Origin of the sequence: Chitinophaga terrae (ex Kim and Jung 2007), assembly GCF_900107795.1 — a bacterium.
Taxonomy (GTDB): domain Bacteria; phylum Bacteroidota; class Bacteroidia; order Chitinophagales; family Chitinophagaceae; genus Chitinophaga; species Chitinophaga terrae.
This window is the reverse complement of the sequence record NZ_FNRL01000007.1, coordinates 208,192-231,632: the sequence shown is the minus strand read 5'-3', so window position 1 is coordinate 231,632 and position 23,441 is coordinate 208,192. Positions and strand designations below refer to the sequence as shown.

The 23,441-nt window shown below is 47.8% G+C and carries 16 protein-coding genes; 7 read left to right on the top strand and 9 right to left on the bottom strand.

The genetic code is table 11. From position 1 onward, the window contains the following. The first annotated feature begins 5 nt into the window (after positions 1–5). From BLV62_RS10065 to BLV62_RS10045, 5 genes are read left to right on the top strand one after another with little or no spacing between them, the layout of a single operon-like run. Positions 6–1,904, top strand: a complete 1,899-nt coding sequence (locus BLV62_RS10065; protein WP_089761226.1) for a RagB/SusD family nutrient uptake outer membrane protein — start codon at positions 6–8, stop codon at positions 1,902–1,904. A gap of 33 nt (positions 1,905–1,937) precedes the next feature. Beyond that, positions 1,938–5,039 carry a SusC/RagA family TonB-linked outer membrane protein gene (locus BLV62_RS10060; protein WP_089761224.1) on the top strand — a complete coding sequence of 1,034 codons (3,102 nt, stop codon included), beginning with the start codon at positions 1,938–1,940 and terminating at the stop codon, positions 5,037–5,039. Between the two features lie 18 nt (positions 5,040–5,057). Continuing rightward, positions 5,058–6,815 (top strand): RagB/SusD family nutrient uptake outer membrane protein, encoded by a 1,758-nt coding sequence (locus BLV62_RS10055; RefSeq protein ID WP_089761222.1) that lies wholly within the window; start codon positions 5,058–5,060, stop codon positions 6,813–6,815. Positions 6,816–6,854: 39 nt separating this feature from the next. Then, positions 6,855–8,771, top strand: coding sequence for a beta-N-acetylhexosaminidase (locus tag BLV62_RS10050; protein ID WP_089761221.1), 1,917 nt, complete (start codon positions 6,855–6,857; stop codon positions 8,769–8,771). 13 nt (positions 8,772–8,784) lie between these two features. After that, complete coding sequence (locus BLV62_RS10045; protein WP_089761219.1) at positions 8,785–11,538, top strand: family 78 glycoside hydrolase catalytic domain; 2,754 nt, start codon at positions 8,785–8,787, stop codon at positions 11,536–11,538. Here BLV62_RS10045 and BLV62_RS10040 read toward each other — a convergent pair. Beyond that, a complete protein-coding gene (locus BLV62_RS10040) occupies positions 11,535–11,864 on the bottom strand; it encodes a hypothetical protein (protein ID WP_139170059.1) in 330 nt (109 codons plus the stop codon). The genes BLV62_RS10045 and BLV62_RS10040 overlap by 4 nt on opposite strands. A 106-nt stretch (positions 11,865–11,970) precedes the next feature. Between BLV62_RS10040 and BLV62_RS10035 the strand changes: the two genes are divergently transcribed. Together BLV62_RS10035 and BLV62_RS10030 are read left to right on the top strand one after the other, a co-directional pair. Beyond that, a complete protein-coding gene (locus BLV62_RS10035) occupies positions 11,971–12,621 on the top strand; it encodes a sigma-70 family RNA polymerase sigma factor (protein ID WP_089761215.1) in 651 nt (216 codons plus the stop codon). Between the two features lie 76 nt (positions 12,622–12,697). After that, a complete protein-coding gene (locus BLV62_RS10030; RefSeq protein ID WP_089761214.1) occupies positions 12,698–14,977 on the top strand; it encodes a GH92 family glycosyl hydrolase in 2,280 nt (759 codons plus the stop codon). 88 nt (positions 14,978–15,065) lie between these two features. Here the strand turns inward: BLV62_RS10030 and BLV62_RS10025 are convergent, their stop codons facing one another. The 8 genes from BLV62_RS10025 to BLV62_RS09990 all read right to left on the bottom strand — a co-directional run bounded on the left by BLV62_RS10025 (position 15,066) and on the right by BLV62_RS09990 (position 23,440). Next, a complete protein-coding gene (locus BLV62_RS10025) occupies positions 15,066–15,635 on the bottom strand; it encodes a dihydrofolate reductase family protein (protein ID WP_089761212.1) in 570 nt (189 codons plus the stop codon). Between the two features lie 10 nt (positions 15,636–15,645). After that, positions 15,646–15,990, bottom strand: a complete 345-nt coding sequence (locus BLV62_RS10020; RefSeq protein WP_089761210.1) for a DUF1801 domain-containing protein — start codon at positions 15,988–15,990, stop codon at positions 15,646–15,648. Between the two features lie 142 nt (positions 15,991–16,132). Then, on the bottom strand, positions 16,133–17,206 hold the full coding sequence (leuB, locus tag BLV62_RS10015) for a 3-isopropylmalate dehydrogenase (RefSeq protein WP_089761208.1): 1,074 nt from the start codon (positions 17,204–17,206) through the stop codon (positions 16,133–16,135). 18 nt (positions 17,207–17,224) lie between these two features. Continuing rightward, complete coding sequence (locus BLV62_RS10010; protein ID WP_089761206.1) at positions 17,225–18,748, bottom strand: alpha-isopropylmalate synthase regulatory domain-containing protein; 1,524 nt, start codon at positions 18,746–18,748, stop codon at positions 17,225–17,227. A 16-nt stretch (positions 18,749–18,764) separates the two neighbouring features. Beyond that, positions 18,765–19,361, bottom strand: coding sequence for a 3-isopropylmalate dehydratase small subunit (gene leuD, locus BLV62_RS10005; RefSeq protein WP_089761204.1), 597 nt, complete (start codon positions 19,359–19,361; stop codon positions 18,765–18,767). A gap of 35 nt (positions 19,362–19,396) precedes the next feature. Next, a complete protein-coding gene (gene leuC / locus BLV62_RS10000) occupies positions 19,397–20,803 on the bottom strand; it encodes a 3-isopropylmalate dehydratase large subunit (RefSeq protein ID WP_089761202.1) in 1,407 nt (468 codons plus the stop codon). Positions 20,804–21,227: 424 nt separating this feature from the next. Beyond that, positions 21,228–22,337: an ABC transporter permease gene (locus BLV62_RS09995; RefSeq protein ID WP_089761201.1), complete on the bottom strand. Its 1,110-nt coding sequence runs from the start codon at positions 22,335–22,337 to the stop codon at positions 21,228–21,230. Beyond that, entirely contained in the window at positions 22,334–23,440 is a 1,107-nt protein-coding gene (locus BLV62_RS09990) for an ABC transporter permease (RefSeq protein WP_089761199.1), read from the bottom strand. The genes BLV62_RS09995 and BLV62_RS09990 overlap by 4 nt, the downstream gene beginning before the upstream one ends. Between the last annotated feature and the right edge of the window lies 1 nt (position 23,441).

Below are 23,441 nucleotides of genomic sequence, written 5' to 3'. Positions count from 1 at the left end.
CAGTTATGAAAAAGCTATATATTTATTTCTTCGTGCTTTCTATGTTGTCTGTCGGGGCCTGTAATAAAGCCCTGGATATGGCCCCTGATGGGAAGATCTCACTGGGCGATGTTTTTACAGATACCACCAAGCTCAGAGGTCTGCTCAATACATGTTATGATAACGTACCTACCAAAGGTACGCGGTATTACTTCTGGAGCCGTGGTCCGGTTGTCTGGAGCGATGAAGCCTGGGATACCGATGCTGAGTCAGAACCCACCTTGTCTTCCGGCCGTCTTTACAGCGGAAGCGTATCGGCCGAGAACTTCACTCCGTTGAATTCGTTCGATGCCAGGAACGGCGATTACTGGGCTAAATACTGGACTTCCATCCGCAACTGCGCCCTGATCATTAACGGTATAGATACCGCCAGCGCACAACTCCACCCGGATGTGAAAAGCCGTTATAAAGCAGAAGCATACCTGCTGAGAGCCTATTTTTATTCTGAACTGCTGAAATGGTTCGGCCCTGTGCTGCCTATCTCCCGTAGTCCTTACAACTTCACAGAAGACTTTTCCAAACTTAAAAAGGAGAGTTATTATAATGTTGTAAAATTCATTATAGAAGACTGTGACGCTGCGCTGGCGCTGAATTTACCTGAACGGATCATGGATAGGAACGAGCCTTACAGGATGACCAAAGCGGTAGCGGAAGCCATCAAATCCAAAATGATCCTCTTTGCTGCCAGCCCGCTGAATAATGATGGTGGAAATTACTGGGAAGAAGCCTACCAGGTAAATAAAACATCCCTGGCTAACCTGAGAAAGATGGGATATGAACTTTACAGGCAGGTGAATTTCCCTTCCACCTATAAATCGGAAGATGCCCATTTTGGCCCCGATAACAACGAATACGCGGCTTTATACAACGAATATTTCACCAATAAGGTTAGTTATAGCGAATCGGTGCCTTTAGACAGGGAAACCATCTGGGAAAGCCGGGATAACCAGGGAAATGTATGGAATATCGATGGCATAGGCGCACAGGATGGCTATAAATCCGGTACCTGCCCGTCGCAGGAGCTCGTGGATGCTTACGAAACAATAGATGGCCAACCGATCCTGGACCTGGCAAATCCATACCTGGACGAAAAACATACCCAACCTAACTACAATAAAGCGAATACCCTCTACAACCCTGACGATCCGTATAAGAACAGGGACCCGCGTTTCTATGCTTCCATCTATTACAATGGGTCAAAAAGAACCGCATGGTGGGGTTTCAATGAAGTAGCTGAATCCGTAGAGAACTATCCTGCAGGTATTGGTTACCGTACAAGGGTAGTAGCTACCTGGGTGGGAGAGCCGCAGACAGGGATTAGCGGGACTGTAAGAAAAGCTACCCGCACCGGGTATTTCGAACGTAAATTCCAGCACCCCAATGCCGGTTCAGGAAACGTGATCGTTGCCGGCGCAAACACCAAGTTGTTCCGCCTGGGAGAAGTGATCCTCAACTTCGCGGAAGCCGCCGCAGAAGCAGGACACCTGGATGAAGCCGCAGCTGCAGTAAACGAGATCCGTCGCCGTGTGAACATGCCCGATATCCCAACCGGTTTAACCAAAGAACAAATGATCCTCCGTGTAAGACATGAAAGACGGGTTGAATTAGCCATGGAAGAGAACAGGTATTTCGATGTACGCAGGTGGACAGCCCCGAACGGCGACCTGTCGAAAACCGATAAGTATGTTACTGCAATGGAGATCACCCGAAGACCGGATGGAACTTTTTCCTACAAACGCCGCCCTGTTCGTGAATCAGAGCGTTTGTGCTACACCAACAAATTCCTGCGCTGGCCAGTGCCGCTGGCTGAAGCCAACCGCCTGAAAGCAATTACAGGCCAGGATTGGCAAAACCCGGGATGGTAACCACATTTACAAACGCCGATAACAGATAATCAAATGAGATCAAAATTTAGTCCACATACCATATTTGTTAGTGCTTTTGTTATGCTGACAGCCTTCGGCTCCCAGCTTTCAGCACAACAAATTTCCACCATCGTAAAAGGGAAGGTGACAGACCAATACAACAGGCCGCTGCAGGGCGTCCTGGTAAATACTCCGGATGGCAAAACAGGTACCAGCACCAACAAAAAAGGTGAATACCAGTTTGAAGTAAGCGAGGATAATTCGCAGATCACCTTTTACCAGAAGGGATTCCTGCTGCAAACAGTTCCTGTACATGCCGGTGAACAGGCGGTTGTTGTATTGCAACCAGATGCACATAAGAAAGATGAGATAGTTGCGCTGGGGTACAGCACGCAGCGACGCAGGGAGCTGGCCGGCGCTGTATCGACCGTCAGCGGAGAGGAGTTGCAACGCGCGCCTGTGGCAAACCTTGGCCTGACGCTCGCTGGCAGGCTCTCAGGTCTTACCGCCCAGGAAACCTATTCCGAACCATCACGCGCCAATACACAATTAAACGTAAGAGGATATTCTTCCGAAAGGAAAAACGGTCCCCTGGTGGTGATAGACGGGATACCAAGCGCCTATAACACCGCACAGACGCTGGAGTACATTTCAGCCAGCGAGATTGAATCCATCAGCGTATTGAAAGATGCATCCACCCAGGCTTTGTATGGCATACAGGGAGCCAACGGGGTGATAGTGGTACAAACAAAAAGAGGAAGAAAAGGGGATCTGAAAATAGATGTACGGTTGGACCAGGCCTGGCAACAGGTAACGACCAAGCCCACCTGGTACAGTTCTTACGATTATGCACGGCTGATCAACGAAGCGGCAAAGAACGACGGCAGCGCGCCAACCTACACTGATGAGCAGCTCGAAGGGTATAAGAATGGCGCTGATCCCAAACTGTACCCGAATAACAACTGGTACGACAAATACTTCCGTGACTTTGCCCTGATGCAGCGTGTCAATGTGGGTATCACAGGAGGTAACGATAAAGTGCAGTTCTACTCCAACCTGAACGTTATGCACCAGGGAGGACAGTTCAATACCGAAACAACCAAGTATAAAACAGATGCAAACGATGTTTGGGTGAACTATCGCACAAACATGGATATGCAGTTGCATAAGTACATCAAGGCTTACCTGAGTCTTGCAGGAAACGTAAAGAGAGAACGCGTTCCGGCAGGCGCCAGTGTTGCCAATGTATACAGCAGCATGCTCCAGACGCCGCCAAACATTTACGGACCGGTCAGCGAGATGAAAGTAGACCCTGCTACCGGTAAAGTAATAGATCCGGGAGGCAGGATGGTGGTGACGAATTCTTTTAACTCTAACACGTACGCATACCTGAACCGTTCCGGTTTCACCAGGCATACAGTAACCAATATCGTTTCGCAGGCAGGGTTGGATATAGACCTGGGCTTCCTGACAAAAGGACTCGACCTCACCGGAACCTTTGCCTATCAAACCAACTCAGTAGGCAGCCTGGTGGCTTCCCAGAATTATGAGCGTGTTTTGCCTAACGGACAGCGGCCTTCTTCCGGCGGAACCAATACGCCGCTGGGATATTCAAAAAGCCATTCGCTTTATTATCACCTGACCTATAATGCAAAGCTGGGCTACGACAGGACTTTCAACAAGCACCATGTAACAGGCCTGGGTTATATGTATTACCAGAACCTGACAAGGACTGAAACGTCTATGCCCAACGTATTGCCATGGAACAGGTTAAGCCTGGGAGCGGAAGCTACCTACGGGTATGATAACCGTTACTTCGTAAAACTGGACCTGGGATATTCACAATCCGACCAGTTCGTAAGAGGTAACAGGTGGACGGCCACGCCATCTGTAGCTTTGGCCTGGGAGCTGGCTAACGAAAACTTCCTGAAAGGACAGAAATGGTTAACACAATTGAAACCAAGGGTTTCATGGGGTAAAACAGCCACCGACCAGATAGGAGTGACCCGTTATGCTTACCTGGATGATATCAGGAGCGGAGGCGGAGGACCAATCGGTTCGCTGGGCGGTACCATCGTCGAAAACGCATTGGGCAATCCTTTTATCAGCGCTGAAATATCTACCAAGCAAAACGCAGGTATAGACATCGGTTTGTTCAACGCCTTATCGATCTCCTTCGATCTCTTCCAGGATAAAATGGATAACATGGTAGTAGGCGCCATCAACGAAATCCCTGCTTACCAGGGCTTCCCGCTAGCCAACTATCCCCGTAAGAATGTTGGGATCTTCAGGAATAAAGGATATGAAATCTCAGTGAACTATGTGAAAGACCTAAATAAAGACCTGACTATTTCAGTAGGCGGCATGCTCAGCTACCAGAAGAATACTGTTGTGAGCTGGAACGAAGCTGATAAGGGAGAAGGATATGCATACCGCCACTGGAGCGAAGGATATTCGCTGGGCCAGTCGTTTGGTTACCTGGTAGATTACAGCAACGGTAATGGCATGTTCAATTCAGAAGAGGAACTCAGCAAACGTAACCTGAACTACACCGCGTTAGGTAAGGTGAGAGTGGGAGACCTGATCTATAAGGATCTGAACGGAGATGGAATGATAGATGAGAAAGATAAAGCGCCATTAGGGAATGGAGACCTTCCAAGGAAATCGTTTGGTATATCCGGTGGCGTTAGGTACAAAAGTTTCGACCTGAATTTCCTGTTCCAGGGCGTAGGAGAATTTTATACCGTGTTTTCAGGAACCGGGGTGTATGAAAACGCTTATGAAGGAACATTTACTGCGCTTCATGCCAATGCCTGGACACCGGAAAGATATGCGAACGGGGAAACGATCACTTATCCTGCATTGTCGAGGAAAACAAGCACCAATTTCCAGGCCAGCGACTTTTTCCTTTACAACCGTTCCTATATCCGCCTGAAAAACCTGGAATTATCATATACGCTGCCTGATGTTGTAGCAAGGAAGATAGCGGCAGATAAAATACGCGTATTGGTGAGCGGCCAGAATCTAATCACCTGGGATCATATGAAAACAAAGGATTTTGGTCCTGAAGGCGGCGGATATCTTGCCATCCCTGTATATCGTGTATACAACGTAGGACTGAATGTAGGGTTTTAATCTTTTAACTAGAAGGATATGAAAAAAATTATCATCATATTATGTACCGTGATCGGGTTATTTGCCTGCCAGAAGCAAATGGACCTGCCATCGGATGGCCGTTTAACGACGCCTGAGATCTTTGATAACTACGACAGGGTAAAAGCCTACCTGAACTCCTGTTATGGTTATTGTCCTGCACCTGCCTTCAACAGGGCCGTTTACAGCGACGAAGCACAGGATGCCAACCTGGCCGATCCAAGGGTAACAGCAACCAGGAACTGGTATACGGGAGCGGTAACCTCTATTAATTACGGTGGTATATCACCCGATGGAGATCCATGGGATAATCTTTATACCGGTATCCGTAAATGCAATTACTTCCTGGCTAATATAGGCGCTTCCAATACTATTGCTACAGAGGAAGAAAAAGCCGGATGGACGGCGCAGGCCCGCACACTCAGGGCGCTGTATTTCCTGCAACTCATCAAACGCTATGGCGAAGCGCCGTTAACTGATTCTTTGCTGACCATCTATCATGATTTTTCTAAAGACAAAAAGAATAAAGTAAGTGAGATCGTGACATTGATATTGGCAGATTGTGATTCGGCGTTGAAGGTATCAACAGCCCGTGCTGGTTTCCCTTGGCAGATCTATGAGAACCAGTATGGTATCATGTCCCGCGCTGTCGCTTATGCGATCAAATCAGAAGCCGTGTTGTATGCCGCAAGCCCTTTGTATTCTGATGGTACTTATACCTGGGAGAAAGCGAAAGACATTACCGCAGAAGCATTGTCGCAGTGCCTGGCCAACGATTACAAACTATTCACTGAAACGCCTGCCAATTCTGCCTCTCAAAATGCTTACGGGCTTTATCACCTGATCGGGTCTAACGACCAGCGGTCGAGGGATAAAGAAACGATCCTGCATCTTGGAGGACAAATGCAGATCTGGAAAAATTCGGGCCTGCCTTCCATTACTGCCGGCGCATCGGCAGGCGCCTGCCCAACCCAGGAAATGGTAGACAGGTATGAAATGAGCAATGGCGAGGCGCCTATCACCGGTTACAGCGATGCGGCGCATCTAAACCCGATCATCAATACCGCTTCCGGTTACAATCCTGCTACTCCTTATTCCAACAGGGACCCTCGTTTCTATACTGCTATCTATTACAATGGGGCTGTACGCAACCTGAACGATCCGGATGGTATAAAAGTGGAAACATTTGTGGGCGGAAGAGAAGGCATTGACGCTAGTAATTTCAGGAATACGCCTACTGGCTACTATATGCGCAAATTCAACAGCTTCAGGTCTAACGAATCTACCAACCAGGATGGTTCTATCAGGTTGTTCAGGTTAGCAGAACTGTATCTCAACTTTGCCGAAGCAGCCTACCAGGCAGTAGGTCCGGATGCGGTAGTGAATGTGGGCAGTTTTTCAATGAGCGCCCGCGACGCGGTGAGCGCTGTCAGGGCCCGGGCAGGAATGCCGCCTTTCCCTGCAGGCATGTCAAAAGCCGATTTCGAAAAGAAATACCGCAACGAAAGAGCCGTTGAACTGGCCTTTGAAGGACATAGGTACTTCGATGTCCGCCGCTGGAAAGTCCTGGACCAAACCGATAAGTTCGTAACAGGCATGCGGATCACTAAAAATGGTGCAGATCTTACTTATACAAGGTTTAAATTTGAAGACAGGAATTGTTCTGATAATAAATTCTTACTCTATCCTATAGATCAGTCAGAAGTCAATAAAGTAAAGCAGATATCTGGCCAGGATTGGCAGAACCCGGGCTGGTAATAAATTTTTCTTGTTCACTGGCTTTCTAATCAACACCGTATGGGCATCCGTCTTTTGCTGAAAAAGACGGGATGCCCATACACCTTAAAAAGAGACGTGATGTTTAAAAAAATTGCAGCTATAGTGCTATTTTCCATTGTTACCGCAGGATCAGTATCCGCGCAACAGGCGCCCTCCCTTATTCCTCAACCGGTACAGCAGGTTGTTGGTAAAGGCGCTTTCACCATTTCAAAGGATGTTGTAATTGTTGCAGGAACCAACCTGGCAACAGAAGCAGGTTTCCTGAAAGAATTGCTTGACCAGGTTACAGGCTATAAAATACCTGTAAAGCCATCTGCAACGGGAAAGACTATACGATTATCATTGAATACGGCCAGCGATAAAACCATTGGCAACGAGGGGTACAAGCTGACCATCAATACCAATAATATTGCTATTGTTGCCAACACGCCGGCAGGAATATTCTATGGCGTACAATCCCTTCTCCAGTTGCTGCCTCCTGAAACAGAAAAACGGGAACGAATTAAAACAGCCTTGCAGTTGCCGGTTATCGCAGTAACCGATTACCCGAGGTTCGGCTGGCGGGGACTGATGCTGGATGTTAGCCGCCATTTCTTCCCGCTTAGTTTTGTAAAGAAGTATATAGACCAGATGGCTAAATACAAATACAATGTATTTCACTGGCATTTGACGGATGATCCGGGATGGAGAGTGGCCATTAAATCTTATCCCCGTTTAACAGAAATAGCGGCATGGCGACCTTTGAGAGTGGGCAGATGGGGATCTTTTCCTCCGCCTGCCAAAGATGAAAGGAACAACGACGGCGGTTTTTACAGCGCTGCTGAAATTGCGGAAGCTATCCGTTATGCAAAGGAACGCCATGTTACTATCGTGCCGGAAGTAGATATGCCGGGGCATAGCGCCGCTATTATTACCGCATATCCTGAACTCAGCTGTTCGGGGAAACCAAGGCAGATGTACAGCGGCAGCAACGATGGCGCCGGCGAAAATGTATTGTGCGCCGGTAAAGAAAGGACCTTCGAAGTATTGGATACGCTCATAGGCGACCTTGCGGCCATGTTCCCCGGCGAGTATATCCATATAGGCGGGGATGAAGTGGATAAGAGCTTTTGGAAGCGTTGCGAGTTGTGCCAGAAACGTATGAAGGAAGAAGGTTTGAAGAACGAAGAAGAATTGCAGAGCTATTTTATAAAAAGAGTGACCAAGCTGGTGAACAAGCATGGAAAAAAAGTGATTGGCTGGGATGAGATACTGGAAGGCGGATTGGCCCCCGGAGCGGCGGTAATGTCGTGGCGCGGCTATGAAGGAGCAATTGCTGCCGCCAGGGCGCAGCATAAAGCAGTGATGACGCCAACCAGTTTCTGTTACCTCGATTATATGCAAACCGACATGCACATCGAGCAAACAGGCGGCGCCTATCTCACCCTTACAAGAACATATGAGTATGAACCGGTGCCCGCTGAAGTGGATGAACAGTATATTTTAGGCGGGCAGGGCAACCTGTGGACAGAGTTTATCTCTTCTCCCGGTAGGGCGGAGTACATGACCTGGCCAAGAGCCTTTGCCTTATCAGAAATTTACTGGTCGCCAAAAAAAATGAGATCAACTGCCGAATTTCTTTCCAGAGTAGAAAAGCATTTTGTACGTTTATATTATGCAGGGGTCAACTATGCGCCTGCTGTTTATGATCCGCAGATCCATGTGAAGAAAGACGCGGCTGGTAAACCAACAATTTCGTTTACCACGGAAGTGAAAGACCTGGAAATTTATTACACCTTCGATGGCGTGATACCGGATCAATATGCCACGAGATATACAGGTGGCCCCATCATGCTTCCTCCCGGCGCTTCAGATGTAAAAGCGGTCACCTACCGGAACGGGCGGCAAATGGGTCGGGTATTGTCAATTAACCTAAATGAGATACAAGGAAAATAGAAACCCTTTTGTTATGAGAAAACTGGTACTGTGCTGGCTTTTGTTGATTGTTACACAAATAGCCCTGGCAGCAGGCGGAAGTTCCGTCGTTCCACAACAACTACGTTGCGAATACCTGGTTAATCCCAGGGGAATAGATGAAAAGCTCCCCCGTTTAAGCTGGACGTTGAAAGCGACCGATGCCGCTGCTTTCGGGCAACGGCAAACTGCCTACCAGGTGCTGGTAGCTTCATCGGAAGCCGAACTGGACGCAGGGCGGGGAAGCGCCTGGTCATCTGGCTGGGTTAACAGCGCTGATATGCAGCATATCGAATACAAAGGCAAACCGCTGGAATCAGATAATGCCTACTTCTGGAAGGTAAGGGTGAAAGATGAAAAAGGACGGATCTCCGACTGGAGCCCCGTTGCTACCTGGACAACCGGTTTATTCCGGCCATCCGACTGGAAAGCGTCCTGGATCGGGTCCGGCGACGTCTATAAACCAGGCGCGGGAACCGCTAACATAGCGGACCCCTGGTTCAGGAAAACATTTGAGTTGCAGGGCAAACCGCAGAAAGCCAACTTCTTTGTAGCCTCTGTTGGGTATCATGAGCTCTATGTGAATGGCGTGAAAGTAGGAGAAGATGTGCTGGCGCCGGCGGTAACAGATCATGCAAAAAGAGCCAGGTACGTGGCCTATGATATAGCTCCCTACCTGAAACCGGGGAAGAATGTAATTGGTCTCTGGCTGGGTACTTCCTGGTCTATCTTTGGTCCTTACATTGCGCCGGGCCGGCCTAACGCACCTATTGTAAAAGCGCAGGGCACGGTCTATGCCGGTACTGCTCCCGTTCTTATTCAAACCGATAATACCTGGAAAACTCATCCGAGCCCCAACATGCTCCTGGAAACCTGGGACTTTGCACGGATGGGAGGCGAATTATGGGATGCCAATAAAGAGATACCCGACTGGAACGCGCTGACATGCAACGACAGCGATTGGAAACAGGCGACGGTCTATCATCCTGACCTGGTCCTTTCCGCGCAGATGGTGGAACCAAACAGGGCGCTGACTCCTGTTAAACCCGTGGCGATCGAAGCCCGGCCCGACGGCAGTTATCGTGTAGACATGGGCGTTAATTTTGCCGGGTGGACGGCCGTAAAGCTTCGCGGTAAACCGGGCGACAAGATCACTTTCCAGTATTCAGAAAGGGAAAAGATGGATATGACCTTCAATCTTCACAGTGCTTATATCATAGGGAAGGAGGGACACGGCACTTTTCATAACAGGTTCAATTACAGTTCCGGGCGCTGGATCACTATCAGGGGATTATCGTACAAGCCATCGCTTGACGATATCCAGGGCTGGCTGGTACGTACCAACTATGAACCGGCTGCTACGTTTAGCTGCTCAGATTCTTTGCAGAACTGGATGTACGACCGCATCAGGTGGACGTATGAAAACCTTTCCCTTGGCGGTTATGTAGTGGATTGCCCGCAAAGGGAAAGACTGGGATATGGAGGAGATGCGCATTCGACCTGCGAAACAGGGATGTTTAATTACCACCTGGGCGCTTTCTATACGAAATGGATGGAAGACTGGAGAGATGTACAGGGTACAGAATCGATAGTGGGAAATATGTACGATACTTCCTTTGCGCATAAAGCGGTAATGAGCGGCAGGTATTTGCATAAAGGTATTTTGCCGCATACAGCCCCTACCTACTCGGGAGGCGGCGGGCCGGCCTGGGGAGGAATAGTGGTTTCCCTGCCCTGGTATGTATATCAACAGGAAGGAGATAAGCGGATACTGGAAAAAAACTTTGAAATGATCAGTCTCTGGCTGGAATTCCTGGATACCCAGACAAAAGATAACCTGTTGCAACGTTTCGGGGGCAATTGGGATTTCCTGGGCGACTGGCTATGGCCTAATGCTACCGCTGAAGGGATGAATAATAACTCTCCACAAACCCTCTGCCTGAATAACTGTTACAGGGTATATAACCTGCGCACGGCAGCCAGGATAGCAAGGGTGCTGGGAAGGAAGGCAAACGCCGAAGAATGGGAGAAGAAGGCCAAGCTGGCTTCAGATGCCATTAATACACGCTTCTATAATGCAGGCGATCATAGTTACAGCGATAGTTCTATGGGCAACCTGGCGGCAGCCTTGCTGGCGGAAGTTCCGCCGGCCGATCTTCGTCCTCTGGTAATGAAACGCCTGGAGAATGAGATCCTCGTGAAACGCAATGGGCATATTCATGTGGGAATTACGGCAGGAGCGCTGTTGTTTAAACTTTTAAGGGAAGAAGGGAGAGATGATCTTATTTATAGTATGACATCACAGACAACCTATCCGAGTTGGGGGTATATGAAAGCCAATGGGGCCACTACTATCTGGGAAATGTGGGAGAAAGACCTGCCGGGGCATTCTCTTCTTCATAGCTCTTATTTGTACCCCGGCGCCTGGTACATTAACGGCGTTGCGGGCATACGCCAGGACCCGGCCAGCGACAAAGGATACCGGAAATTTATTGTAAGACCTCCATACCTGAAGGCAGACCAGATTGCCTGGGCGAAAGCAACATTTGAATCCTCGGCGGGTACTATAAAAACCGACTGGCGCCGGGAGGGTCAACAGCTTACATTAAACGTTACGGTGCCGCCTAATTGTACAGCCCTGGTAGAGTTGCCAGGGAAGGTAACATTCAATGGCCGGGTACTTAAAAAGAATTCTTCAAAAGGCTATGTACTGGAAGCAGGTACTTATTCCCTGCTCAGCGAGCTTTAATTCTTTACATCGGTGGGGGCGGGGAAACCCGCCTTCGCCCTGTTGTTTTCCCTCCATTTAAGAAACAACACGAAATAGCCGAACTCCCAGTATAAATGATCTTCCAGCAACGCTGTAAGCAACTGGCTTTTTTCATTTCCATCAATTCCTTCTACCATAGCTACTTGTTCCTGGAGGGTTTGTTCCATAGTTCTTAACAGTACAGGTAATTCATCAACGGGGGTCCGGAGAATTTCCTGCCCGCGGGCAGTTTCTTTTAGCAATTGTGCCTTCTGGTGGGTTAATGTCGTCATTTTTACTCCTGTTACTTGTAATTTTGATCGCATACTCGTTCGGTTATATAACTATTGGAGTAAATTTTTTTAAATAGGTTACAAAAACCTATAACAATTTTTGTAACTTTTGGATTATACTTAATCAAATTATTTAATAATGAGTACCCTACTAACCGTTGCCTCTGAAACCGACATTGACCTTATTAACCGGGTTTTAAACGGAGAACAGGCTGTTTACGAACAACTGATACGCCGTCACAATGCCAGCCTTTTCCGGATCGGTATGTCCATTTTACAGAATGATGCCGATGTGGAAGACATGATGCAAACAACTTACATCAATGCCTGGCAGCACCTGGCGAGTTTCAGGAATGAAGCCGCATTCGGAACCTGGCTGAAAAGGATCATGATAAATGAATGCAACCAGCTGTTGAGAAAACGCAAACAGCAGTTGCAGGAAGATCTGAGTCAGCACGACGCGGCAACACAGAACATTAAAGAATCACCGGAAAATGCCGTTCTTAATAAAGAACTGAGCGTGGCTATGCAAAAAGCTTTGCTCCTGCTGCCAGAAAAATATCGAGCTGTTTTCCTGTTGCGGGTGGTCGAAAATCTTTCCGTCGCGCAAACAGCGGAAATCCTTGCCATTTCACAGGTTAACGTAAAAGTAAGATTGATCAGGGCTAAGTTGATGTTGAAAGAAAAAGTATCTAATTACTACAAAAACGACCTGGTATTCCCATTCCACCTGATCAGGTGCGACAGGATAGTAAATCATCTCCTCAACGAACTGAATATCAAGCGATAGTTTATCCCCGCCTATCAAAATACTTATGCTTTAAGCCCATAAATGTATATATTTATGGGCTTTACTTTTTTCAACGATGAGAAACTATTTACTAGGATTATTAATAGGAATCACGCCAGTTGCCTATGCCCAGCAGCATACGCCTGCCGATTATGTAAACCCGTTTATCGGCGCCAGTACATCTACAGCCGCTGCGGGCGTCTACCATGGACTAGGCAAAACATTCCCGGGCGCTACAACGCCTTTCGGCCTGGTACAGGTTAGTCCGAACACCATCACCGGTGGCGACAATGGCAGCGGTTACAGCTACGAACACCAGTTTATTGAAGGTTTTGCTTTTACCCAGATGAGTGGCATCGGTTGGTACGGAGATCTTGGAAACTTTCTGGTAACACCCGCAACGGGGCCGCTGAGAGTGATCGCCGGCCGGCATGCTGCGCCAGGTAAAGGTTACAGATCTGGTTATGATAAAAGCTCGGAGATAGCGGAAGCCGGCTATTACAGTGTTATGCTCACCAACCCTGACATCCGCGTTGAAGCCTCTGCAGCGCCACACAGCGGGATGCTGAGGTTTGTATTCCCCCAGCACAAACAATCGCGTATCCAGGTAGACCTGGCCCGCAGGGTAGGCGGCACCGCTATTGAACAATCTGTGGAAGTGGTAAACGCCAACACCATCGAAGGCTGGATGAAATGCACCCCCGAAGGGGGCGGCTGGGGCAATGGCGACGGAAAAGCTGATTATATAGTTTACTTCCACGCAGAGTTCAGCAAGCCGCTAAAGAACTACGGTTACTGGAATGCGCATATTCCTGAAGGGCAAAGCCGCAAGCGTGAAGCCATTGAAAGCGCAGCTTACGACAGCCTGGTAGAAAAAGCCGCCATCGTACGCAATACAAGGAAACTAACGGGGAAGCATATAGGTTTTTTCACCGAATTTGAAACGAAGGCAAACGAAACAGTTACCATGAAAGCCGGTATTTCATTTGTTTCCGTTGCCGGCGCAAGAGAGAACCTGGCCAAAGAGATCAGCGGCTGGAACTTTGAAAGCGTCCGGAAAAATGCTAAGGAGCTGTGGAACCAGGCCCTGTCGAAAGCAACGATCGAAGGAGGTACCGAAGAGCAGAAACATGTATTCTATACCGCCCTGTATCATACAATGATCGACCCGAGAAGCGCAGCGGATGTCAACGGTTTCTACACCGGCGGCGACGGACAGGTACACCGGCAGCAGCAGTTTACCAAACGTACTATATTCAGCGGCTGGGATGTATTCCGCAGCCAGTTCCCTTTGCAGAGCATCATCAATCCAACGGTGGTAAATGACATGATCAACTCCCTGGTTGAACTGGGAACTGAGTCTAAAAAGAATTACCTGGAAAGATGGGAACTGCTAAATGCCTACAGCGGTTGTATGATCGGCAACCCTGCCGTAGTGGTGATCAACGATGCTTACAGTAAAGGCATCCGCAACTTCGATATCGCTAAAGCCTATACGCTGGCTAAGAATTCCGTAGAGAAATTTGGGAATGGCGAAAGGGGATATGCTGATGGTATTTCCCAGACTTTGGAATATGCTTTCTCTGAATGGGCGCTATCCCAATTCGCGAAACAATTGGGCCACACGGCCGATGCAGCCAAATATGCCCAAAGAGCGAAGAGCTATCAAAACCTTTTCGACTCCACGCATCACTGGTTCAGGGCTAAGAATGCAGACGGTTCCTGGCAGCCATGGAACAACGGCGGACGCATAGCTCAACCAACCCTGGAAAGCAACGCCTACCAGCAAGGCTGGTTTGTGCCGCATGACCTGGATGGGCTGGTAAGCCTTTTGGGCGGCAAAGAAAAAGTAATTGCCGACCTGGAAGATCTCTTCAACAAAACTCCTGAAAACTTCTCCTGGAACGATTATTACAACCATGCCAATGAACCCGTTCATCATGTTCCTTTCCTTTTCAACAGGTTGGGCGCTCCATGGTTAACACAGTACTGGAGCAGGGTGATCTGCGAAAAAGCTTATCATAATTCTGTGGAAGGCCTGGTAGGAAATGAAGACGTAGGGCAGATGTCGGCCTGGTATGTACTGGCAGCTTCAGGTCTGCATCCCGTTTGCCCGGGCGATAACCTGTACGAGATCACCAGTCCTGTTTTCGATAAGGTGACGTTCCGCCTGGAGCCTAAATACGCCAAAGGAAAAACGTTCACTGTTGTTGCTAAGAACAACAGCGCCAATAATAAATACATTCAATCCATGACCCTTAACGGTAAGCCATATACGAATCATGCGATCAGATATGAGGATATTGCAGCCGGTGGAGTGTTGGAACTGACGATGGGGCCGGAGCCTGTAAAATAATGAATAACCCCTGTTCCGGCTTGTATCAATGCGCGGAACAGGGGTTTTAAAATCAGCATACTGCACAGCAGCATGCTGAACGCCTTTCTTACCTTACCCGTTCATAGTTCATACAAACCACGCCGGTAGATTTCAGTTGTTCTGTCTTGATCAATTTCAAAGGTAAATGTTCCCTGATCTTTCCAAACATAGGGACTCCCTTGCCCAATAATATTGGGTTATAGAACAACCAGAATTCATCTATCAGGTCCAGTTCCAGCAGGGAGTGCACCAGCCCGGGACTTCCAAACATAATGATCTCTTTGCCGGGTTGGTTCTTAAGTGTTTCCAGTTGTCCTTTCATGTCTCTACTGATAACAGTAACCAGGGGATTATCGGATTGAATGGAAGATGATACTACGTATTTGTTCACCTTATTATACCAGGTTCCATGTTCAATATCGTGTTTGGAGGCATTCGGTTTATCCGCTGCCGTGGGCCAGTAATTGTCCATCATCAGGAAGGTGTTCCTGCCGTAAAGAGCGGTATCGGATGCACTGGTACGGTTGGAGGCATATTCAAATAATTCTTCATCCACTTTTATCCAGTTCATTTCTCCATTAGGTCCTGCTACGAATCCATCCAGGGAAACATGCATAAAGGAAACTATTTTTCTCATATTATATCGGTTAGAGTGATTTACTGGTCTGTTGCAGCCATTTTTTCAACTGTTGGTAATCAACTTCCGTGTTTTCCTTTATAGAAGCTGTTTTGCGGTCGGCCGCCGTCGTAGACTGGAAATAACCTTTCACTTCGGGCAGGTCGGTAGCGTTGAATAACATGAAAGACACTTTGTCTTTGGCCGCATGAATAACGGCGGCATAATGCCCGTTTTTCAGGTAATGAGGTTTGCCATACTGCAAACGTTCTTCTGCGTTGGGGATCGCAGCCAGCGTGATTTTCCTCAGCTCATTGCAAACCTTTACCTGCCAGGGCTGGAGCTTTTCGAGGTAGGCGGATACTGCTTTGTCCATAATGCTGATTTTTTGTTATTGCAAACATAACCAGGATCGTTGAGTTTGAAGAGGGCAGTTCCGGACATAAAAAGGGGTGATTGCGTCAACAAAAAAAGGCCCGCTGAAAACAGCAGGCCTTTACAAAATAAAAAGCCAATTATTAAATATGTTTCAGTACTTCTGCACCAATGGCATCGGTACCTAAAATTTTATCGGCAGGCGTTTGTGCATCTGCGATATCGCGGGTACGATAGCCAGCTTTCAGTACCTGGTCTACAGCGTTGATAACAGCGGCAGATTCGGCCTGCATGCCAAACGAAATATCCAGCAGCAGGGCCGCCGAGAGGATAGAAGCTAACGGGTTAGCTACTCCTTTGCCTGTGATATCATGAGCCGATCCGTGAATAGGCTCATATACGCCTGTACCGTCGCCTATCGATGCGGAAGCCAGCATACCCATTGAGCCGGCGATCTGCGATGCTTCGTCTGTAAGGATATCGCCAAACAGGTTAGCGGTAACTACTACGTCGAAACGGCGCGGATCTTTGATCAGCAACATTGCTGTGGCATCAACGAACTGGTGTTCTACTTCCACATCAGGGTATTCCAGCGCTACTTTCTGAACAACCTCTCTCCACAGGCGGGAAGTTTCGATTACGTTCGCTTTATCTACAGAGCAAAGTTTCTTTCTCCTGGTCCGTGCAGCCTCAAATGCTTTCCTGGCAATACGTTCTACTTCGAACCTGCTGTATTCGGCAATGTCGAAAGCCGTGTCGCCATCGTTCTTCCTGCCTTTTTCACCGAAATAGATATCACCTGTCAGTTCACGGAAGAAAAGTATATCTGCTCCCTTGAGGATTTCAGGTTTGATGCTGGATGCGCCTAACAGCTCATCAAATAATTTGATAGGGCGGAGGTTTGCATATAATCCCAGCTCTTTTCTCATTTTCAGCAGGCCTTGTTCTGGTCTTACTTTCGCTGTAGGGTCATTGTCGTATTTCGGATGGCCTACTGCTCCGAATAATACAGCGTCAGATTTTTTCATCTTCTCCAGCGTTTCATCCGGTAAAGGATTGCCGGTTGCTTCAATCGCTACGTGTCCGATCAGCGCAGTATCATAATTGAAAGTATGACCAAATTTTGAGGCAATGGCGTCTAACACTTTTTTGCCCACTGCGGTTACTTCCTGTCCAATTCCATCGCCAGGAACTACTAATATATTTTTGGTTGCCATTCTGTTGGTTTATTGAATTTAGATCAGATTCAGCATTTTTTGAGTAGCCTTGATAGCCGATACCGTCTGGTCGCTATCCAGCCCTCTTGTTTTGAATTCTTTGTTGTTGAAACGCCAGGTAATGACAGTTTCACACAAGGCGTCGCTTTTCCCGCCGGGAGGGATACGTACGGTATAATCCGTAAGGGTAGGCAGTTCCTGTTTCAGCTTTTTGTATACTTTTTTCAAAGCGTTCATAAAAGCGTCGTACTGGCCATCGCCCTGGGAATGTTCTTCGTACAGTTCTCCGTTGATCGAGATCTTCAACGCCACAGCAGGTTGTAAATGTTTGGAGTGGGTCAGTACATAATTTTCAATTACCACTGTCTCACCTATCCGGTTGCTATCTAGTACGTCTGAAATGATATAAGGCAGATCTGCCTGCGTAACCACTTCCTTACGGTCGCCCAGTTCGATGATGCGTTGGGTTACTTTCTTCAGATCAGGGTCCGATAGTTTAATGCCCAGCTGTTGCAGGTTGTTCTCGATATTGGCTTTGCCGCTGGTTTTACCCAACGCGTATTTACGTTGCCTGCCGAACCTTTCCGGCATCAGGTCACTGAAATAGAGTTTGTTTTTCTTGTCTCCGTCTGCGTGGATACCGGCTGTCTGAGTAAATACATTTTCTCCTACTATCGGTTTGTTGGCAGGGATCCGGAAACCGGAAAATGTTTCCACCAGTTTGCTGACGCTGTACAGGGATGTTTCTGATACAGATGTTTTAACCTCCGGCAGAAAATCGTTCAATACGGCTACGGCGCTGGCCAGGGAAGCGTTCCCTGCTCTTTCACCCATCCCGTTGATGGTCAGGTGAATGCCTTTTGCCCCGGCTTTAACTCCTTCCAGCACGTTAGCAGTTCCAAGGTCATAATCGTTATGCGCATGGAAATCGAAATGCATGGCGGGGTAGCGGGTAACGATGGCGGTAATGAATTCCTTTACTTCATCGGGCGTCAGGATGCCCAGGGTATCCGGCAGCATCACCCTTTTGACAGGTTGTTGCTGCAGGAAATCCAGGTATTGATATACATAGTCGGGAGAGTGGCGCATACCGTTGCTCCAGTCTTCCAGGTATATATTGCATTCCAGTCCTTTTTTCTTGGCTGTTGCCAGTACTGCGGCTATTTCAGCAAAATGTTCCGCCGGCTTCTTCTTCAGCTGGTGCGTTAAGTGGTTCAGGGAGCCTTTGGTAAGCAGGTTCATTACTTTTGCGCCGGCTTGTTGCATCCAGTCGATGGATACTGTGCCGTCTACAAAGGTGAGTACCTCTACTTTATTGAGATAGCCATTTGCCTTTGCCCATTTGGTAATTGACTTGACAGCTGCTAATTCACCTTCAGATACGCGGGCAGAGGCAATCTCGATCCTGTCAACCTTTACCTCTGTGAGTAAAAGCTGAGCAATGGTCAATTTCTCAGATGGTGAAAAGGATACTCCGCTGGTTTGTTCCCCGTCGCGGAGGGTCGTGTCCATTATTTCAACGTGGCGAGCAGTTGCTGGCATAGTAGTTTTGGCTGTTTTAGTAGATGCTTTTTTCAGCGAATTGTTTGATTTCCTCTTTCATAGCCTGGAGGTAATCAATATCGTCATAACCGTTCATCAGGTTATGTTTTTTGTAGCTGTTGATGTCGAAAGATTCTGATTCGCCGGTTGCCGCAATGGTAATGGTTTGCGCAGGCAGATCAACTACCAGTTCTGTTTTCGGATCTGCTTCGATAGCGGTGAAGATCTTATCCAGGAACTCGGGACTTACTGTAACTGGCAGGATACCCACGTTCAGGGAGTTGTTTTTGAAGATATCAGCGAAGAAGCTGGATACCACGCAACGGAAACCGTAGTCGTAGATCGCCCATGCGGCGTGTTCGCGGCTGCTGCCGCTGCCGAAGTTCTTGCCGCCTACGAGGATCTTTCCACTGTAGATCGGGTTGTTCAGTACGAAGTCTTTCTTCGGTGTGTTGTCTGATTCGTAGCGCCAGTCGCGGAACAGGTTATCGCCAAATCCTTTACGTTCGGTTGCTTTCAGGAACCGGGCAGGGATGATCTGGTCAGTGTCCACGTTTTCAATAGGCATTGGTACTGCCGTACTTCTTAATATAGTAAATTGATCGTATGCCATTATTAATATTGTCTGTGGTGTTGGAAGAATTAAGATTAAGCGATCAGTTCTCTCGGATCTGTTACAACGCCGGTAACTGCAGCGGCGGCTGCAACCAGCGGGCTGGCCAGCAATGTCCTGGAACCAGGTCCCTGGCGGCCTTCGAAGTTCCTGTTGCTGGTACTTACTGCATATTTGCCGGCAGGAACTTTATCGTCGTTCATAGCCAGGCAGGCAGAACAACCAGGCTGACGCAGCTGGAAGCCGGCTTCTGTCAGGATATCCAGGATACCTTCTTCCCTGATCTGTTGCTCTACGATGTGAGAACCCGGAACGATCCAGGCAGTAACATGATCTGCTTTCTTTCTTCCTTTTACTATGGATGCAAATGCACGGAAATCTTCGATGCGGCCGTTAGTGCAGCTGCCGATGAATACGTAGTCCACTTTTTTGCCCAGCATTGGTTCTGCTTCATGGAAGCCCATGTATTGCAGCGATTTTTCGTAGCTGGATTTGCTGCCTCCTGCCGCTTCGGCGGTAGGAATGCTTTTGGTGATGCCGATACCCATACCCGGATTAGTTCCGTAGGTGATCATCGGTTCTATATCTGATGCATTAAATACATATTCTTTATCAAAGGTGGCGCCTTCGTCTGTTTTCAGCGTTTTCCAGTAAGCCAGCGCTTTATCCCATGCTTCGCCTTTAGGCGCTTTTTCACGGCCTTTAATGTAGTTGAAGGTTGTTTCGTCCGGAGCGATCATACCGCCACGGGCGCCCATTTCAATACTCATGTTGCACACGGTCATACGGCCTTCCATGCTCATGTTTTCAAACGCTTCACCCGCAAATTCCACGAAGTACCCGGTAGCTCCGGCAGCAGTAAGCTGGGATATAATATATAATACCACGTCTTTAGGCAGGATGCCTTTACCTAGTTTACCGTTTACGCTGATGCGCATCTTCTTAGGTTTAGGCTGCATAATGCACTGGGAAGAAAGTACCATTTCCACTTCTGAAGTACCAATACCAAATGCAATAGCACCAAAAGCGCCATGTGTGGAAGTGTGAGAGTCGCCGCACACAATTGTCATCCCCGGTAAAGTGATCCCGTTCTCTGGTCCTACAACGTGCACAATCCCGTTTTTAGGATTACCTAAGCCCCAATGCGAAATACCATATTTACCTGTATTTGTTTCCAAAGCTTTCAACTGGTTGGCAGAAAGCGGGTCTGCAACCGGCAAGTGCTGGTTGATGGTCGGTGTGTTATGATCGGCCGTCGCAAAGGTCTTTTCAGGAAACATTACCTTCAAGCCCCTGCTTTCCATTCCCAGGAAGGCAACCGGGCTGGTTACTTCATGAATAAAATGGCGGTCTATAAACAAGACATCCGGTCCATCTTCAATTTTCCTCACAACATGTGAATCCCATACTTTGTCAAATAAGGTAGCGGGTTTAATGCTCATTTTTTACAATTTTAAAAGTAGCTACTTGATTGTTCAAATTTATTCATAAAATATCATTTATTTCAACATTTTTTCTAAGAAGGGTCCTCGCCGCCCGAAAGACATCCAATACTGGCAAGGGTTTCAGCGCTTGGGAAGATTTTTGGAATTTGGTCAACGAATTGTCAATTTCGGGAAAATGAATTGGAAATAAGAAGAATTGATTTGATATGAAAAAAATGCTTATGTGTTGGGCAGGGGCGTTTCACCAAAAATGCCTTTAAAAGTTCAGGCACTTCTAAAGGCATTCAGGTCTTCATCTTAATTGAAAACATTTCCAAATGATGAGTATTTTTTGCGCGCTTGATCTACTGGGCGCTCTTGCGGGAAAAAATGGGTCGATAAGTGGAAAAGAGTAATAAAAGGTACAAAATAATATGCACACTCAACTTGTTTTTCTGTAATTAAATATAGCCCATCCATTCAGCACACCCGCAAACCCTACCAGGTATGCAAATTCCAACCCGACATCAGCAAACGAACTTCCTTTCAACACCACCATCCGGATCACTTTAATAAAATGCGTCACAGGCGTCAGGTTCGCAACAATCCTGGCCCAGCGGGGCATACTGTCCACCGCTGTAAACAACCCGCTCATCAGCATAAATATCATCATGAAAAAGAAAGCCACAAACATCGCCTGCAACTGGTTTTCGGTATAGGTAGAGATCAGCAGCCCGAATCCCAGTAACGCCACCAGGTAGATCGCCGCAAACGCATAGATGGTCAGTAAACTGCCAACCGGCCATATTCCATAAACCGCCCAGGCGATCAGCAACCCAAGGGTAAAAACGATCATTCCCACTACCCAGAACGGGATCAGCTTCCCGGAAATAAACTGCCACTTCTTAATAGGCGTTACGTTGATCTGTTCTATGGTGCCTGCTTCTTTTTCTCTCACTATATTCAGGGCCGACATAAACCCGCCTATCAGCGTAAGCAACAGTACCAGCACCGCCGGCACAATATAGAAACGGTATTCTGCCAACGGGTTAAACCAGTTCGACCAGGTGATCTCTATTTCATTCATCTTCGTAAAACCATTGGCATTGACAGGGATTTCCCTGTTGTAGTCACTGATCACTGTCAGCAGGTAATTGCCCCCGATAGCCGCTTTCGTGCCGTTTATGGCATCAACGGAAATGCCCAGCGGCTGTTGGCCCTCTCTCACAAGATTCCGCTCAAAACCCTGCGGTATCTCCAATACCACATCCGCTTTTTCAGTTTCAACATAGCGGATTGCCTCGCCGAACGAAGCGGCGCCGGCTACCAGCCGGAAGTACCCCGACGCATTGATCTTGTTGATAAGCCGGGAAGAATAAGTACTATGGTCATGGTCTACCACCGCCAGGTTGATACGCTTTACATCAAAGTTCATCGCCAGCGGCAGTATGATCAACTGTATGGTAGGCATCGCAAACATCATCGCAAGGATGGTCTTATCCCTGAATATCTGCTTAAACTCTTTCTGCAATAAATAACCCAGCACTTTCATGATAACCTGGTTTTAAATTTCTTCAGCGCAATAGTGAGCAGGATCAATGTCATCGCCAGCAATACCAATGTTTCTTTCCATATATATTTAAATCCAAGTCCTTTCAGCATCACCGCCTTGATAATAAGGAAATACCACCTGGAGGGCACCAGGTTGGAGATCAGCTGGAAGATCTTTGGCATGTTCTCCAATGGGAACATAAACCCTGTAAAGATCATGGTGGGGATCATGAGGCCCATCATGGAAAGCAGCAGCGCTGTTTGCTGTGAGTTGGTAGTGTTGGAGATCATCAGGCCGAAAGACAGGCAGGTGATGATAAACAACATGCTTTCCAGGAACAGCAGGATAATGCTGCCCTTAATGGTTACATTCAATACAAATACCGCCAGCAGGAGGATCATGATAATATTCAGCAACGAGAGGATCAGGTAAGGCACCGCCTTTGCTATCAGCACCAACAGCGGTTTAAAAGGAGAAACCAGCAATATCTCCATGGTGCCGGTTTCTTTTTCCCGCACCACCGACACAGAAGTAAGGGCAGTGCATACGATCATCAGTACCAGCGCCATTACCCCCGGTATAAAGTTCAGCGAGCCATTTCCTTCTTCATTGTACAACATCCTGGGTTCAGGGATAATGAGGTATTTTAAAGGCCTTTGCCGGCTGATCTCGTGCTGGTAAGCAGTGGTGATACTGCTGATATAGTTTACCACCGTTTTGGCGGTATTAGGGTCCGATCCGTCTGTCAGGATCTGGATCTGCGCTTTACCCTGGTGCAAAAGATCATTCCCGAAACCGGCGGGGAAGATAAGCGCGCATTTGGCGCTTCCTTTCCTGAATGCGGCCAGTACATCGTTATAGTCGATGCTGGATTCATCTACCACAAAATAGGACGACGACCTGATCTTGTTCACCAACTGCCTGCTGTTCTCATCCCTGGAGTTGTCTATTACCGTTAAGGTAATATTCTTTACCTCGCTGGTAAGGGCATACCCGAACAGCACGATCTGTACCAGCGGAAGCCCGAACATGATCAGCAGTGTACGCCGGTCGCGGAATACATGGAAAAATTCTTTTCTTATGAAAACAAGGAATTGCTTCATA